This window comes from Leptotrichia sp. oral taxon 215 str. W9775 (genome assembly GCF_000469505.1).
GTDB lineage: Bacteria > Fusobacteriota > Fusobacteriia > Fusobacteriales > Leptotrichiaceae > Leptotrichia_A.
Genome location: NZ_KI272838.1, coordinates 29,693 through 44,726, shown reverse-complemented (window position 1 = coordinate 44,726; position 15,034 = coordinate 29,693). Strand labels below are relative to the sequence as shown.

The window sequence follows — 15,034 nt, the reverse complement described above, 5'->3', positions numbered from 1 at the left end:
ATGAAGGAGTGATTATTTTATGAACAAAGAGGATCTGTTAAAACTTGGGCTGACTGAAGAACAGGCTGAAAAAGTGCTGTCGGCAAATACTGAACAGCTGAAGGGATTTATCCCGAAAGCAAGGTTTGATGAAGTGAACAATGCTAAAAAACAGGCAGAAAAAGACTTGTCAGACAGGGATAAACAGCTTGAGACACTTAAGAACAGTACAGGAGATGTTGAAACTTTGAAACAGACAATTGAAACACTGCAGAATGAGAATAAGGCCGCAACGGATAAATATAATGCCGAACTTGCGGAAATAAAACTGGCAGGAGCAGTGGATACGGCCTTGCTTGGAGCGGATGCCTTAAATGTCAAGGCGGTAAAAGCATTATTGGACATGAGTAAAATCAAAATGGACGGTGATGTACTGCTTGGAATCAATGAACAGATTGAAAGTTTGAAAAAAGCGGAAGACAGCAAAATGCTGTTTAAAGCCGTTGAAACGGGAAAACAAAAAGGACCTAATTTCGCAGGGGTTAAACCTGGCGAAGGAAATACAGGGAATGGAGAAAGTAATGCTCCAAAATCTCTGACCGAAGCCATAATGGCAAGATTCACAACACAATCAGATTAAAAAATTAGGAGGTGGCTTATATGCCGATAACATTAGCAGAAGCTAAAAAGAATGTACAGGACGATTTGCAGATAGGAGTGATAGACGAATTTGCAAAAAGTAACTTTATTATGAACAACATACCGTTTGACAATGTGGTGTCCCCAACAGGAGGAGGAACTACAATGACTTACGGATATACAAGATTAAAAACACAACCAACCGCAGACTTTAGAGAAGTCAATCATGAATACACACCTGCTGAAGTTTCAAAAGAAAGACACAATGTTGACTTGAAAATCTTCGGGGGTTCATTCCAAATTGACAGAATTATAGCAGACATGGGCGGAATAGTATCAGAAGTGCAGTTACAGATGTCACAGAAAATAAAAGCCGCATCTGCCTTATTTAACAACACTGTGATAAATGGAGACAGTGCAGTAAACAGTAAGGCATTTGATGGACTCGAAAAAGCAATCACAGGAAGTTCAACAGAATTTATTCCGGGAGCCACAATAGATTTATCTACTTCGGCTGCAATAGACACTAATTATAAAGCTTTCCTTGACATGCTGGACGAATTCCTGATGGGACTTGACGGAACACCTTCCATGATAGCAGGGAACTTACAGCTTATTGCAAGAATAAGGGCGTGTGCAAGAAGAACTTCGATGTACACGACTTCTATGAATGACTTTGGCCAGCAGGTTGAAATGTATGCGGGAATCCCATTAATCAATCTTGGGGCCAAACCTGGAACAAATGACCCAGTTTCTGAAACAAAAACAGGAACAGGAGAAACATCACTGTATGCTGTAAGATTCGGAATGGACGGATTCCACGGAGTCGCTCCGACAGGAAACGGATTAATCAAATCATGGTTGCCTGATTACAAGACAGCAGGAGCAGTGAAAACAGGAGAAGTTGAAATGGTTGCGGCGGTTGCACTAAAAGCTACCAAAGCGGCAGGAATATTCAGAAAAATTAAAGTAAAATAGGAGGTGCTTTGAATGGCTGTAATAAAATCACCAAATCAGGAATACACAGGGGCAAGTGCCGGGGTATATTTTGTTAACGGAGTTGGAAATACTGACAACGAAAACTTAATCGAATGGTTCAGGGATCGTGGTTATGAAGTGGAGGAAGACTCGGAAGAAAAGGCTAAAAAACCAAAGAAGTAGGTGCGTGGCATGGATTATGTTGAAAATATCAAAGAAGACGTGATAAAAACATTAAAGTCGGTAGGCTATGAAGTCATAGATGCCGACTTATTTTTGTTGGAACAGAGTATTGAGAAGGTTAAGTCTTATATTAAAAACAAGACTAATCAGAACAAGGTTCCTGAAGGCTTGAAGCATATTTGGATTGACCGGAGTACAGGTGAGTTTTTATATTTTAAGAAATCACTTAACCAGCTTGAGCTGAAAGGCTTAGATTTTGACCGTGTAGCGAAAGAAATAAGCGAAGGCGATACTAAGGTAGTCTATGAGGACACAAAGAGCACAGGGGACAAATTTGAAGTTTATATAACGTATCTTATGACAAGAGGAGAGGATGAACTCTTGAGATATAGGAGGATAGTATGGTAGAAAATCAATTGAAAAAGGCAAAAAAGGCTATACAGTCACTATGGACTGGAGTTTGTAATATATTTGGTTTTAAAGATACTGAAGACAAATATGGAGCAACGATCCACACAGAAGTGACATTGTTTGAAAATCTGCCTTGCCGGTTAAGTTTTAAGAATATAAGTCAGACCAGTCAGACGGAGTCCTTTGCCGTAAGTTCGCAGGTCGTGAAACTGTTTATCGCTCCTGAAGTTTATGTTCCTCCGGGCAGTGTGATTGAAGTCACTCAGAACGGAGTTACAAGGAAATACAAGCACTCGGGAATATCGGCAGTTTACACGAACCATCAGGAAATAGTGCTTGAAGCATATAAAGGAAGTGCTTAAATGGGAACGAGTAAAGTTAAAGTGGATTTTTCGGAAATAAGAAAAGCTGCTGAAACATTAAGTCAAGCAAATACGGCACTACTACTTGAGAACATAACAAACGAACTGGGTGCAAGACTACTAGCCAAAGCAATCAAGAGAACGCCTGTCTATAAGCCTACTTTCGGGGAGGAAGTGAAATATAAAACCGGAAAAAGGAAAGGGCAGGCTAAACTGAATAAGGATGGAACTCCTGTGAGAGACGGGATTAAGAAAGTGTCATATAAGAAAAATGGTGAAACTGTGACCAAAGAATACTCGCACACAGGAGGAACACTGAGGCGTGGCTGGGACGCAAGTATAGGAGCGAAAGCGGTCAATACAGGCGGAGGATATACGGTGACAATAACGAACAGCGTTGAATACGCGTCATATGTCGAGTTCGGGCACAGGCAGACTCCAGGGAGATATGTTCCGGCAATAGGAAAATCATTGAAAAAATCATGGGTTACAGGACTGTTTTTTCTAACAAAAGCAGAACTGGAACTGGAAAAGGAATTACCGAAAATAATTGAAAAGAAACTTGAAGCATGGATAAAGGAGGTGCTTGGAGGATGATAAACGACATATTGAATGCACTGACTGGAAAACTGAAGGAAACATTCGGGGTAAAGATTTACATCAACCAGGTTCCTCAGAATTTCGAAGAGCCCTGTTTTTTCGTGCATGTCATAAGTACTGATAAAACTCAGATTGTTGATTTAAGGTATAAAGCTGTGACAGTGTTCGGGATTGATTATATAGCTGATGAAAATAAAAAGAATTCAAGGGAAATATATGATGTGATTGAAAAACTTAACAGTATCACTAACCTGATAACGCTCGAAAATGGAGACATCATGAGAGGCACTGAAAGAAAAACTGAGATACAGGACGGGAATATGCACAGCTTTATTCAATTTAGTTATTTTATCTGTGAGAAAAAGGAAAATGATAAGATGGAAAATCTTTCGATAGAAGGAGGCATTAAAAAGAATGGCTAAGAAAAATGAAACAAATACAAGCTTTACAAAGGAACAGCTGTACGGTTCTAAAAAATACGAAATGCAGAAGGATATTCTCGGAGTAATGCTTGAAGATAATAAGGAGTACACTTTTGACGAAGTGGATAACTTAATAAAAGAATTTTTAAAGAGAGAGGTGGAATAGATGGCATACGGAGGAGGTACATGGTTATTTCAGAATAAGGTTTTGCCGGGTACTTACATTAACTTTGTCAGTCTAGCAAGGGCTATCGTATCACTTGCCGACAGAGGTTATGCAGCGATGGCAATGGAGCTTGACTGGGGAGTAGACGGGGAAGTGTTCACTGTTGAAAATTCTGATTTTCAGAAAAACAGCCTGAAGATATTCGGATATAGCTATGACCATGAGAAAATGAAAGGTTTAAGGGATTTATTTTCCAATGCAAAGACAGTCTACTGCTATAAGCTGAATGAAGGGGCAAAGGCAAGTAATGACCTGGCCACTGCAAAATACGCAGGTGAAAGAGGGAACAGCATTAAAATAACGGTAGCGGCTAATGTTGACACTCCTGCAATGTTTGATGTTACTACTTTGCTTGACAATAAAAAAGTGGACGTTCAGACAGTAAAAACAGCAAAAGATTTAGTCAATAATGATTTTGTAGATTTTAAAACAGGTGCAACGTTAACGCCGACTGTGGCGAAACCGCTTGAAAACGGAACAAACGGAAGTGCAGTGACAGGAACGGAATATCAGAAGTTCCTCGACAAAATTGAAACTTATTATTTTAACACACTGGGATGTCTTGCAACTGACGAAACAATTAAAAAGCTTTACATACAGTTCACGAAAAGAATGCGGGATGAAGTTGGAGCTAAGTTCCAGACTGTAGTCTACAGAGGAGCTTATGCAGACCATGAAGGTGTCATTTCTGTTGAAAATAAGACTATTTCCAAGGATGACAAAGAATCGTCAGCAGTGTACTGGGTAACAGGAGCAGAAGCGGGATGCCCTGTCAACAAGTCAGTTTCGAACAAGGTTTACGATGGGGATTTCATGTTTGAATTTAAAGAAAATCAGACAGCACTGGAAAATGGAATAAAAGCAGGAAAATTCCTGTTCCACAAGGCTGATAACAGGCCAGTTGTTCTTACGGACATAAATACTTTTACATCAATCACAGTAGATAAGAATGATGACTTTGCATCTAATCAGGTGGTAAGAGTACTTGATCAGATTGCTGTGGACATTGCAAAACTGTTCAATAAGTCGTTTGTCGGAAAAGTGGACAATGACGAAGATGGGAGGGTATCACTTAAAGATAATATCGTTGACCATCATAAGGAACTGCAGAGAGTCAGGGCAATTGAGAATTTTGTTGCTGAGGATGTAACAGTTGAAAAAGGGAAGGATAAGAAATCGGTGCTTGTAACGGATAAGGTCACTCCTGTTGCGGCGATGGAAAAATTATACATGAGTATCATAGTGGCCTAGGCTAAATGAATAAGGAGGTAAGAAATGAGCACAACAATGAACGGTAGGGATGCCGTATCAGGAAGTATGGGAAGATGTTTTGTCACGATAGAAGGTAACAGATATCTTTTAATGCAGGTTATTTCTGTGAAAGCGGAAATGGAGAAGACAAAAACTAAAGTTCCCATCATGGGGCGTTCAGGAAAAGGGAACAAAGCTACGGGATGGGAAGGTTCAGGAAGTGCAAAGATGCATTACAACACTTCTCTTTTCAGGGAACTTTTACTTAAGTATCAGAATACTGGAGAAGATATATATTTTGATATGCAGCTTGTAAACGAAGACCCTACTTCAACAGTAGGAAGACAGACAGTCATACTGAAAGGATGTAACATAGACGGGGGAACTCTTGCAAGTATAGATGCGGATGCAGAATATTTGGAAGACGAATTCGACTTTACATTTGAATCCTTCGAAATTCCTGAAAAATTTAAGAATTTACCGGGAATGCAATAATGTTGGAAAATTTTTTCAGATGGGTATTAAATCCCGAAGAAGTGGCAGAATTTTTAGCAGATACAACCGTGTGTCTGCTTATTTTTTATATAATTCATTTAATAAGAAAGGTGTTGAAATTAATAATGGATAGTTTAAAAGGATTTTTTAAAGGGAATGCAAAACAGGTAGAAAATGAAAAAGTGGTAATTTCTGACAGATTTGTCGGAGAAGACGGAAAGCCACTGGAGTGGGAAATCAGGGCTATAGGAAATGAAACGGATGACGAACTAAGAAATCAGTGTACCTCACAGGTTAAAATTAAGAAAAACGTATACATGCCTAAGCTTGATTACACAGAGTATCTAAAAAAACTGCTTGTTACATGTGTAGTGTACCCTAACTTGAATAACAAGGAGCTACAGGACAGCTACACAGTGATGTCAGCAGAGGAGCTCCTATCTGCTATGCTTTTGCCGGGCGAATATAACGCTTTGGCGGAAAAGGTACAGGAAATATGCGGATTTGATAAAGATATTATGGAAGAAAAAATCGAAGAAGCAAAAAACTGATAGAGGAGGATGCAATGGCAGGGTACGCACATTACGCCCTCCACAAGCTTAAAATAATGCCGGGCGATTTTGCCGAGCTCGGTCTCGAAGAAAAAGCATTTATCATAGCAAGCATAAGATTGAAAATTGAAAATGAGAAGAAGGAAATGCAGAAAATGAAGTCCAAAGCAAGGAGGTGATGCTGATGGCAACAATAAGTTCATCAATACAAATGATGGACAGACTGACTGCTCCTGTTCTTAAGATGGCAAGTGCCATGAGCAGTCTTGTAACTACTATGGAAGCGGCGGACAATAAAAAGATAGACCCCAAAGGTCTTGGAACAATGAAGGATAACATAGCTAAAGCTAACGCAGAGCTTCAGAATTTACAGGCAGAACTTGCAGGAGCAGGGGTACAGACACAGCAGAACAATGCAAAACAGCAACAGTGGAACAGTTCGATACATAGTGGCGGTAAGGCAATGAACGGTTTGATAAACAAGCTGAAAGCCGCAGTCGGAATGTATGCTTTGATTAACGGTGCGAAGAAACTGGCGGGGATATCTGATGAAGTCATGACAATAGATGCGAGGCTTAATCTGATAACAGATACATCTGCCCAGAAAAGTAACTTAAAAAATGCAGCGTATCAAATGGCACAGGAGGCAAGAGTCCCGCTAAACAGTTTTACAAACGATGTGGCCAAGCTCGGAATCCTTGCCGGGAAAAGATTTTCAAATAATGCTGAGATAATACAGTTCATGGGTAACGCAACAAAAGCATTTAAAGTGGCGGGAACATCCGCAACTGAAACTGCGGGAGCGATGACGCAACTTAACCAGGCACTTGCATCAGGAGTACTGCAGGGAGACGAGTTCAGGAGTATCAGGGAAAACGCTCCGCTTATCACCCAGGCGATAGCGAAGGAAATGGGTGTGTCTCAAGACCATCTTAAAAAATTGGCGTCAGAAGGGAAAATAACCGCAGACGTAGTAAGAAGAGCAGTACTGGGGATGACGGATGACATCAACAGGGACTTTTCTAAACTACCCATGACCTGGGGTGAAGTTTGGGTAAAGGCAGGAAACTTTGCATTAAGGACATTTGACCCTCTGCTTAGAATGATTAACCAGGTAGCGAACAGTCAAAAATTTAAGTCGATGGCAACAAGCATGGCGAGTACGTTCGAAATGGTGGCCGGAGTAATGACAACAGTATTTGACAAAGCACTGGAATTGGCAGGTTGGGTATACGACAAGTGGGATTTAATCAGCCCAGTTGTCATAGGAGTTGCGGTCGCAATGGGGGTATATGCATTAGCCCAAGGCATAGCTACTCTTGCAATATGGGCTTATAACGCTGCAGCATGGCTCAAAGTCGCGGCTGATACAGCATTACAAATGGCAGCGGTATTAGCCACAATAGCACAGTATGGGTTGAATGCGGCTATATATGCTTTTCCAGGAACATGGATTGTCGCCGCAATAGTAGCGGTTATTGCAGTTGTGATAGGATTAGTTGTAGGTATGGTTTATCTTATCAAGTCTATGACAAAAACTGCCACGGTCACAGGAGTTGTCGTGGGAGCATTTGATTGGATGAAGGCTATGCTGTGGAATATATGGGCGAGTATAGTCAACGCAATAATATCTGCCATAAACGGAATTATAAGAGGGATAAACGGGCTTATAAGAAGTGCGGCGAAAGGACTGTCAAATTTTGCAAACATATTCATAGATGCATTTAACTGGATAATGCGTGAGGCAGATAAGTTCATCAACGGACTTTTAAAAACAATGAGCGGTGCGGCCCCTCTGCTGTCTGCAATTGGAATAAACCTGCCTACCTCGACTGGAGGTGCAATGCAACTTGCCAGGGCTAATTTCTCAGCACCGCAAATAGCTGAAATAAACTATAAGCTTGACAAAAAAGACGCAGGTGCGGCGTACAGGAAAGGTGCAGAGAGAGGGAATGCCAAGCAGAAAAAATGGGAAAATGACTTAAAAAATGGTTACAAAAATACAAAAGATATGCTGAAAGGTGAACTTGGCGACCTCGGAGGAGGAAAAGGACTTGATCCGGCCGGAACTGGAATGCCGGGTGGTGGAGGCGGTGGAGGAAAAGACCCTAACGGTGTAGGGAAAAATACAGGAAAAACCGCCGATAATACAGGAAAAATGGCCAACAGTCTCGAGGATACGGAAGAAGACTTGAAATATCTGAGAGAACTGGCGGAACAGGAACACATCAACCAGTTCACGACAGCTGAAATAAAAGTGGAAATGAATAACAATAATACAATAGAAAATGAAGCTGACATTGATAAAGTGATAAATAAACTGACTGAAAAGATAGAAGAGAAAATGAACATTGTAGCAGAGGGGGTGCATTAACATGTACGATATTTATATTGACAGAATGCTGATACCGGTGAATCCTGATAAAATAACATACAGCATGAAGAACAGGAATGAAACAGTGTCACTTATAAATGCGTCAGAAGTGAATCTGCTGAAGTCCGAAGGGCTTAAGGAAATATCATTCAAAATTGTCCTCCCTGCATTCAGATACCCCTACCTGAATACTTTACAGGGATTTAATAAACCAGGATACTATTTGGATAAACTTCAGCGACTGAAAAGGGACAGGAAAGTGTTCCAGTTCATTGTGTCACGTAGATATCCGAACAGGAAGGGGTATTTTAACACGAATATGAAAGTCACACTTGAAGAGTTCACATATTCTGACGATACAGATGAGTTTATGGATATCCCTGTTGAAATTAAGCTCAAGGAATATCGTGACCCGAGAGCTACTGCTCTGACTATTTTGGATGACAAGATTTCGGGGTTTATCACAAAACCTCGTGCGGTAACAGCCATACTGGACAGGATAGTCACAACCGAGGCGGGGGAAACTCTGTGGAACATATGCCGTCAGCATACAGGAGGGCTTGAGAAAATGGCGGAGGTCATGAAGCTTAATGCTTTTGATAAAATAACGGACTTTATCCCGGGGCAGAAAGTGAGGCTTAAGGAATGAGTATTATGCCGGACTTGAAAGGAATTAAGCTGATAGACCTTAACAGGGAAAGCTGGATTAATGCGGCAATAAAACAGTCAGTCGGAAAATTTGAGCTTGAAAAAGACATCGAACTGACTGTAACACTGGAAAATGGTCAGGTTTTAATTCCGCTTGTAACATCTCTTGAATGGACAACTGAAAGAAAAGGAAGTTGTGGGGTGCTTGAATTTGAAGTGCTGAAAGAGGGAATAGAATTTACCGAAGGGAACAGGGTATCCGTGAAATACAAGGACGCCCCTTTTTTTCTAGGCTATATCTTTAAGCGTAGCAGGACAAAATCAGGCAAGATAAAAGTTACCGCATATGATCAGCTGAGGTATTTAAAAAATAAGGATACATATATATTTAAAAATGTGACGGCAACGGAAATAATAAAAAGAATAGCGGAAGATTTTAAGCTTGAAATCGGGGAACTGGAAGACACGGAATTTAAAATTGAAAAGAGAATAGAAGATAACAAGACTTTATTTGACATGATACTGTATGCACTTACTGAAACCTTATATAACACGAAGAAACAGTTCATTTTTTATGACGATTACGGAAAGCTTACACTTAAGGAAGATGAAAAAATGAGGATATTCGACCTCATTCTTGACGACAAGAGTGCAACTGACTATAAATACGGTACAAGTATAGACGACAAGACATATAATCAGATAAAGCTTTTAAGGGTCAACAAGGAGGCAAAGACAAGGGAAATATACATGGTAAAAGACCCTTTTAACATAAAATCATGGGGTATTTTACAGTACTTTGAAAATGTCGACGAGAAAATGACTGAGGCAAAAATAAAGGAAAAAGTGGAAAGTCTTTTAAAATTATACAATCATAAGAGAAGAACTTTCGCGATGGAAAATGTCTTCGGCGACATAAGAGTCAGAGGTGGCTCAAGTATGCTCATAAAACTTAATGTCGGGGATATAGTTGTGCAGAACTACATGATAGTGGATAAAGTTAAGCATAAATTTGAACATCAGAAACACGTGATGTCTATTGATTTTATAGGACAGATGGGAATAAAGGAGAGTGATAAGAATGGCGGAACTGGTACAACTGTTGAAAGAACTGTCGAAAACAACGAATGATGCGGGAGAACCGTTCGAGCACAGAAAAGGTACAGTGGAATCCGTGAATCCTATCAGTGTCAGGGTAGATCAGAAACTGATACTGGAAGAGGACGATCTTATCCTCACCCATCTTGTCAGGGACTATGATGTTGACATATCCGTGAGCCACGAAACAGAAGATTTTGAACTTGTTGAAGGTGTTCTAACGGATATAAAAAGTCACAAGCACGGATATAAGGGCAGAAAACGGATAACTGTACATAACGGCTTGAAGGTCGGTGAGGACATCGTGCTTTTAAAGGTACAGGGAGGACAGACCTACATTGTACTGGACAGATATAAAGACCCCCATACGGAAGGAGAGTGGCTGTAATGATACCCCGTAATGACGGACTGACTTCGGACATTAGGATAATAGAACGCCCCACAAAAACTTATAAAATGGATTTATCGGGAAATGTCATAGAAGACTATACGGATGAGCTGAAAGCAATGGAACAGGCGATATATAAGATAATAAGGACAGAAAGATACAAACATATAATCTACTCGTGGAATTACGGAATAGAGCTTGAAGACCTGTTCGGAATGCCTGTAAGCTACTGTATTCCCGAAATCGAAAGAAGGGTAAAAGAAGCATTGGAACAGGATACTAGAATACTTGACGTGACAGATTTTGAATTTGAGACATTAAGAAGAGGGACAGTACATGTCAAATTTAAAGCAGTCACAATTTTTGGAAATCTGGAACTGGAAAAGGAGGTGCATATAGCTTAATGTTTGAAGTAATGACTTACGAAAAAATAATGGAACGGATGCTTGCGAGAGTTCCGAACAGCATGGATAAAAGGGAAGGCTCAGTCATATGGGATGCCCTTGCTCCTGCTGCAAAAGAACTGGAGGACATGTATTTTGCATTATCAATAATACTCCAGGAAACTTTCGGAGATACGGCCAGCAGACCTAATCTAATAAGAAGGGCAAGCGAAAGAGGGATAATACCTTACAGGGCAAGCAAGGCAATTCTGAAAGGTATTTTTGATATAGAAGTGCCCCTGGGTAGCAGATTTAATTTGGACGAGCTGAACTATACAGTCACAAAATTTATACAACATAATACAGGTACAAATCTGTATGAATATCAGGTTGAATGCGAAACTCCCGGAAGGGACGGAGGAAGGAAAACAGGAAATATAATCCCGATTGACTATATAAACGGGTTAGGCAGGGCTGAAATAACAGAACTTTTAATTCCTGGACAGGACGAAGAGGAGACAGAAAAGTTACGGCAACGGTACTTTGACAGTTTCAACATGAAGGCATATGGAGGGAACATATCTGACTATAAACTTAAAGTGCACGAAATTGAAGGTGTGGGAGCTGTTAAAGTAACTCCAGTATGGAATGGTGGTGGAACAGTTCTGCTGACCATACTTGACAGTGATTTTAATCAGGCAAGCCCTACTCTGATTAAAAAAGTGCAGGATACAATGGATCCGACAAAAGATGCAAGAGGTCTCGGGGTTGCACCGATAGGGCATATTGTTACAGTACAGGGTACAAGCAACGTTGCAATTAACATTAATACAAGCATTACGTTTGAGCCTAATTTTTCGTGGCCTCTTGTAAAATTAAAAGTTGAAGAAGTAGTAAAGAACTACTTACTGGAACTTAGAAAGTCATGGGCTCTTAAAAATGAAAAAGTGAGTAATAATCTAGTTGTAAGGGTATCACGTATAGAGGCGAAAATACTTGACATAAACGGAATTTTGGACATACAGAGCACAACAATTAACGGAAGTCCTAACAACTTACAATTGACGGAGTATCAGATTCCTGTATGGGGGGGTATCACAGTATGACGATTTTAGAAAATATTAATGTCAACCTGCTGTCATACCTCCCTCAGTTTATGCAGGAGTACATGGAAATAAGGAACATAATGGCGTCAGAAGAACCTGAACTGAGATTATTGTGGGAACTGCTTAGAAAGGTGTTTAATAATCAGTTTATACAGTACTGTGACGAGGATGGGATAAGCAAGTTTGAGGAAATGCTGGGACTGCACAGGTATGAAAATGATACACTGGAAATCAGAATTTTTAGGGTTTTAACTTATTGGAACGACCAGATACCATACACTTGGCGTGTACTTGTGAACAGAATGGATCAGCTATATGGTGCTGGAAACTACGAACTGAGGCCCAATTTTAACGTATATGAACTGGGAATTACAACTAAGTTTGACGATGCGAAAAAATACGACGAACTGAATAACATGCTCAAAACAATATTGCCCGCGAACTTAGGATTTAACAGTATTAATATTCTTACTCCGAAAGTAGTTAATACGCTGTATGTTTCTGTCGGAGCCGTGACAAACATAAACACATTAATTGAGATAGGAGGATAGAAATGGCGAGTATAAAAAGAACAGGAATAACTGACAAGGGAAAAGATTTAATAACTAGAGAAATCGCAGGAATAGCGGAGCTGACATTTACGAAGATATCTGCATCAAGCAATAAGCTGGCCGATACAGTAAACCTTGAAACACTTATTAATATTGATGGGGTAAAACAGACGGTGAATGTCAGTAAAGTTGAGAAAATAGGAACATCGCAGATTAAAGTGACAGCCACGTTCAACAACTCAGGACTTATGAACGGGTACAGTATGGAAACTTTGGGAATTTATGCAAAGGATACAGCAGGAACTGAAGTTCTTTTTGCAGTTACTGTCGCGGGTACTGCTGACTTCATGCCCGCAACAAACGGGATTAATTTGAGCACGGTAACTGTGGAGCTTATATTTAACTTAAGCAATACTGATAATGTTTCATTATCTGTTGATACTGAGGCACTTGTGACAGTAGGAATGCTTGATTCTTTTAAGTCTGAAGTTAATAAAGATTATGTAAAATACACAGATTTAGCAGAAGAAAATAAGGCAGGGATAATAACATATGCGAAAATTAAAGAAATAGCACCAAAAACAGATTTAACACCGTATATTCCGTTTTCAAAAGGGTACAGAAGTTCCAATAATGCTGATTGGGTTTTAAGGGCAAATAAAAGTGAGACATGGATGCCTTTGCAAGCACATATGTATGATGCTGCAGGGAATTATGTTGGATCATTTCACACGAACGGAGGACGTGCTTATTATAAAGTTCCAAATCGGAATGGAGGAAATTGGTGCGAAATTATGGATAATTTTGATATGGCATCAAGAGATAGCAACATCCAACATGCACATGGTAGAATAACTGAAACATGGAATTATGCAGTTAACGTGAATGGAAGATTTAACTGGTCGAATACTTACAACAGTAACAATTATATAGCTCCTGGCGGAAGTATTGCGGCTGTTCCCGCAAACTGGAATGAAATAGTTATCTACTACAGAGTTGGAAGTGACAGCATGAGGGGAACTGTTACTTTTGTAAAGGGCGGACATGCTTTTGTCCATAACAATGGCGGACTACATATTGAACTGCGTGGGACAGTTATCTATTCTGTAGGTGCAAATACAGGAACAGTAATGCAAGTATGGGTCAGAGTATAGGAGGTAGTATGAAAATTATATTGTGGATAGATAAGTTAACAGGGCAATTTTTTAAAATGGATGGAAAGCCCTCTTTAAAAGACGATGTCGAAAATTTTGATTGTATTGAAGTGAATGAAGAAGCTTTTAAGAAATATGAGGAAATGAAAGCTGAAGGGCATATATTAGTTTGTAAAGCAGGAAAAATTGAAATTCAGAAGGAGATCTTTGACAGAAAGCTGAAAATAGAAGAAATAAAAAAAGAACTATATGAGCTAAGACTGGAATATGATGCAGCTCCGTTTGAGTTTGAAGTAGGAGGGATTAAATATCTGCAGAACAACAGGAGTATAGACCAGTCAAATTTAACTAGAATAGTAGTAATGTGTCAGGCCATGAAAAAAACAGAATTCGAAAACTGGAAGTTCTACACGAAAGATAACAGTGAAAAATATGTTAATTTAACGTTACAGGACATGCTGAGAATGGCAAATATAATGCAGGCACATACAACCAAGGCGATGGCAACTGAGACACTACTGTCGCATAACTTAGAAAATTTAACAGATAAAGAGCTTAAAGAGTATGACGCTAAAGACAGATACGAAAAAGCTTATAAAAATATGTAGATTATTCGTGAGATTTTAACACGATTAATCTCACGATTGAAAAGGAGGTAGTATGCAACTCGAAAAAGATAAATTATATATAAGCTTTCACAGACCCCGCGGTGTAGTGGGGTTTTTGATTTCTGCTTGGACTTTCGGACAATACTCGCACTGTGAGTTTATCTATAATAATCAAGTTTTTCTTTCGAATCCGGGCGGAGTTAGGACTAAAAAATTTAACAATCAGAAAAACTTTGAAATTTTCGAAATGGACAGCAGTGTCAGAGCTGAGGACATAGTAGAGTTTTATAACACAGCACAGGGTAAAGGATACGACTATTTGGGCATATTAGGGCAGTTTTTTTATGCGAGTAAAGTACAAAATGACGACAGATATTTTTGTTCTGAATTCTGCCTGAATGCAATAGATTATGCGTTACAGTTCACGTTGACATATAAGCTTAAGTCATTAAAAGACAGGGTCGGGTATCAATTCAATCCAACTAAACTTTATAAATATTTAAAAAATATGGAATTAATAAAGGAAAAGGTGATGTAGATGAACATAGGAAATCTCGTAGGGACAGAGTTTCTGCATGAAGGAAGGGAGTTAAAAGTCACAGGATTCAGGGTAGAAGGAGGTGAAAT

Annotated in this window: 22 protein-coding genes; all 22 read left to right on the top strand. The window is 39.6% G+C overall.

Annotated features, from left to right (window positions below):
* Positions 1-19: 19 nt before the first annotated feature.
* Genes HMPREF1984_RS03875 through HMPREF1984_RS03785 form a run of 22 tightly spaced genes read left to right on the top strand, consistent with a single transcriptional unit; the run spans position 20 to position 14,945 of the window.
* On the top strand, positions 20-619 hold the full coding sequence (locus HMPREF1984_RS03875; protein WP_021766590.1) for a phage scaffolding protein: 600 nt from the start codon (positions 20-22) through the stop codon (positions 617-619).
* Between the two features lie 20 nt (positions 620-639).
* On the top strand, positions 640-1,596 hold the full coding sequence (locus HMPREF1984_RS03870; protein WP_021766589.1) for a major capsid protein: 957 nt from the start codon (positions 640-642) through the stop codon (positions 1,594-1,596).
* Between the two features lie 12 nt (positions 1,597-1,608).
* Positions 1,609-1,779 carry a hypothetical protein gene (locus HMPREF1984_RS11285; protein ID WP_021766588.1) on the top strand — a complete coding sequence of 57 codons (171 nt, stop codon included), beginning with the start codon at positions 1,609-1,611 and terminating at the stop codon, positions 1,777-1,779.
* 9 nt (positions 1,780-1,788) lie between these two features.
* Positions 1,789-2,187 carry a hypothetical protein gene (locus HMPREF1984_RS03865; protein ID WP_036099660.1) on the top strand — a complete coding sequence of 133 codons (399 nt, stop codon included), beginning with the start codon at positions 1,789-1,791 and terminating at the stop codon, positions 2,185-2,187.
* A complete protein-coding gene (locus HMPREF1984_RS03860) occupies positions 2,181-2,552 on the top strand; it encodes a hypothetical protein (protein WP_021766586.1) in 372 nt (123 codons plus the stop codon). The genes HMPREF1984_RS03865 and HMPREF1984_RS03860 overlap by 7 nt, the downstream gene beginning before the upstream one ends.
* Entirely contained in the window at positions 2,553-3,149 is a 597-nt protein-coding gene (locus HMPREF1984_RS03855; protein ID WP_021766585.1) for an HK97 gp10 family phage protein, read from the top strand.
* A complete protein-coding gene (locus tag HMPREF1984_RS03850; RefSeq protein WP_021766584.1) occupies positions 3,146-3,574 on the top strand; it encodes a DUF6838 family protein in 429 nt (142 codons plus the stop codon). The genes HMPREF1984_RS03855 and HMPREF1984_RS03850 overlap by 4 nt, the downstream gene beginning before the upstream one ends.
* The gene (locus HMPREF1984_RS11505) at positions 3,567-3,740 is read left to right on the top strand and encodes a hypothetical protein (RefSeq protein WP_021766583.1); all 174 of its coding nucleotides are present in this window, start codon (positions 3,567-3,569) and stop codon (positions 3,738-3,740) included. Before HMPREF1984_RS03850 ends, HMPREF1984_RS11505 begins: the two co-directional genes overlap by 8 nt.
* A complete protein-coding gene (locus tag HMPREF1984_RS03845; RefSeq protein WP_021766582.1) occupies positions 3,741-5,051 on the top strand; it encodes a phage tail sheath family protein in 1,311 nt (436 codons plus the stop codon).
* A gap of 24 nt (positions 5,052-5,075) precedes the next feature.
* A complete protein-coding gene (locus tag HMPREF1984_RS03840) occupies positions 5,076-5,546 on the top strand; it encodes a phage tail tube protein (protein ID WP_021766581.1) in 471 nt (156 codons plus the stop codon).
* Positions 5,546-6,097, top strand: a complete 552-nt coding sequence (locus HMPREF1984_RS03835; RefSeq protein WP_021766580.1) for a phage XkdN-like protein — start codon at positions 5,546-5,548, stop codon at positions 6,095-6,097. Before HMPREF1984_RS03840 ends, HMPREF1984_RS03835 begins: the two co-directional genes overlap by 1 nt.
* 14 nt (positions 6,098-6,111) lie before the next feature.
* Positions 6,112-6,276, top strand: coding sequence for a hypothetical protein (locus tag HMPREF1984_RS11500; protein ID WP_021766579.1), 165 nt, complete (start codon positions 6,112-6,114; stop codon positions 6,274-6,276).
* Positions 6,276-8,471 carry a tape measure protein gene (locus HMPREF1984_RS03830; protein WP_021766578.1) on the top strand — a complete coding sequence of 732 codons (2,196 nt, stop codon included), beginning with the start codon at positions 6,276-6,278 and terminating at the stop codon, positions 8,469-8,471. Before HMPREF1984_RS11500 ends, HMPREF1984_RS03830 begins: the two co-directional genes overlap by 1 nt.
* A gap of 1 nt (position 8,472) precedes the next feature.
* Positions 8,473-9,120 carry a hypothetical protein gene (locus HMPREF1984_RS03825; protein ID WP_021766577.1) on the top strand — a complete coding sequence of 216 codons (648 nt, stop codon included), beginning with the start codon at positions 8,473-8,475 and terminating at the stop codon, positions 9,118-9,120.
* Positions 9,117-10,250 carry a hypothetical protein gene (locus HMPREF1984_RS03820; protein ID WP_021766576.1) on the top strand — a complete coding sequence of 378 codons (1,134 nt, stop codon included), beginning with the start codon at positions 9,117-9,119 and terminating at the stop codon, positions 10,248-10,250. The genes HMPREF1984_RS03825 and HMPREF1984_RS03820 overlap by 4 nt, the downstream gene beginning before the upstream one ends.
* Positions 10,201-10,605: a DUF2577 domain-containing protein gene (locus tag HMPREF1984_RS03815; protein WP_051314451.1), complete on the top strand. Its 405-nt coding sequence runs from the start codon at positions 10,201-10,203 to the stop codon at positions 10,603-10,605. The genes HMPREF1984_RS03820 and HMPREF1984_RS03815 overlap by 50 nt, the downstream gene beginning before the upstream one ends.
* Positions 10,605-11,009 carry a DUF2634 domain-containing protein gene (locus tag HMPREF1984_RS03810; protein WP_021766574.1) on the top strand — a complete coding sequence of 135 codons (405 nt, stop codon included), beginning with the start codon at positions 10,605-10,607 and terminating at the stop codon, positions 11,007-11,009. Before HMPREF1984_RS03815 ends, HMPREF1984_RS03810 begins: the two co-directional genes overlap by 1 nt.
* Complete coding sequence (locus HMPREF1984_RS03805; RefSeq protein ID WP_021766573.1) at positions 11,009-12,094, top strand: baseplate J/gp47 family protein; 1,086 nt, start codon at positions 11,009-11,011, stop codon at positions 12,092-12,094. Before HMPREF1984_RS03810 ends, HMPREF1984_RS03805 begins: the two co-directional genes overlap by 1 nt.
* Complete coding sequence (locus HMPREF1984_RS03800) at positions 12,091-12,645, top strand: putative phage tail protein (RefSeq protein WP_021766572.1); 555 nt, start codon at positions 12,091-12,093, stop codon at positions 12,643-12,645. Before HMPREF1984_RS03805 ends, HMPREF1984_RS03800 begins: the two co-directional genes overlap by 4 nt.
* Before the next feature lie 2 nt (positions 12,646-12,647).
* Entirely contained in the window at positions 12,648-13,799 is a 1,152-nt protein-coding gene (locus HMPREF1984_RS03795; RefSeq protein WP_021766571.1) for a hypothetical protein, read from the top strand.
* An 8-nt stretch (positions 13,800-13,807) separates the two neighbouring features.
* Entirely contained in the window at positions 13,808-14,407 is a 600-nt protein-coding gene (locus tag HMPREF1984_RS03790) for a hypothetical protein (protein ID WP_036099658.1), read from the top strand.
* Between the two features lie 52 nt (positions 14,408-14,459).
* Entirely contained in the window at positions 14,460-14,945 is a 486-nt protein-coding gene (locus HMPREF1984_RS03785; protein WP_021766569.1) for a hypothetical protein, read from the top strand.
* The last annotated feature ends 89 nt before the right edge of the window (positions 14,946-15,034 follow it).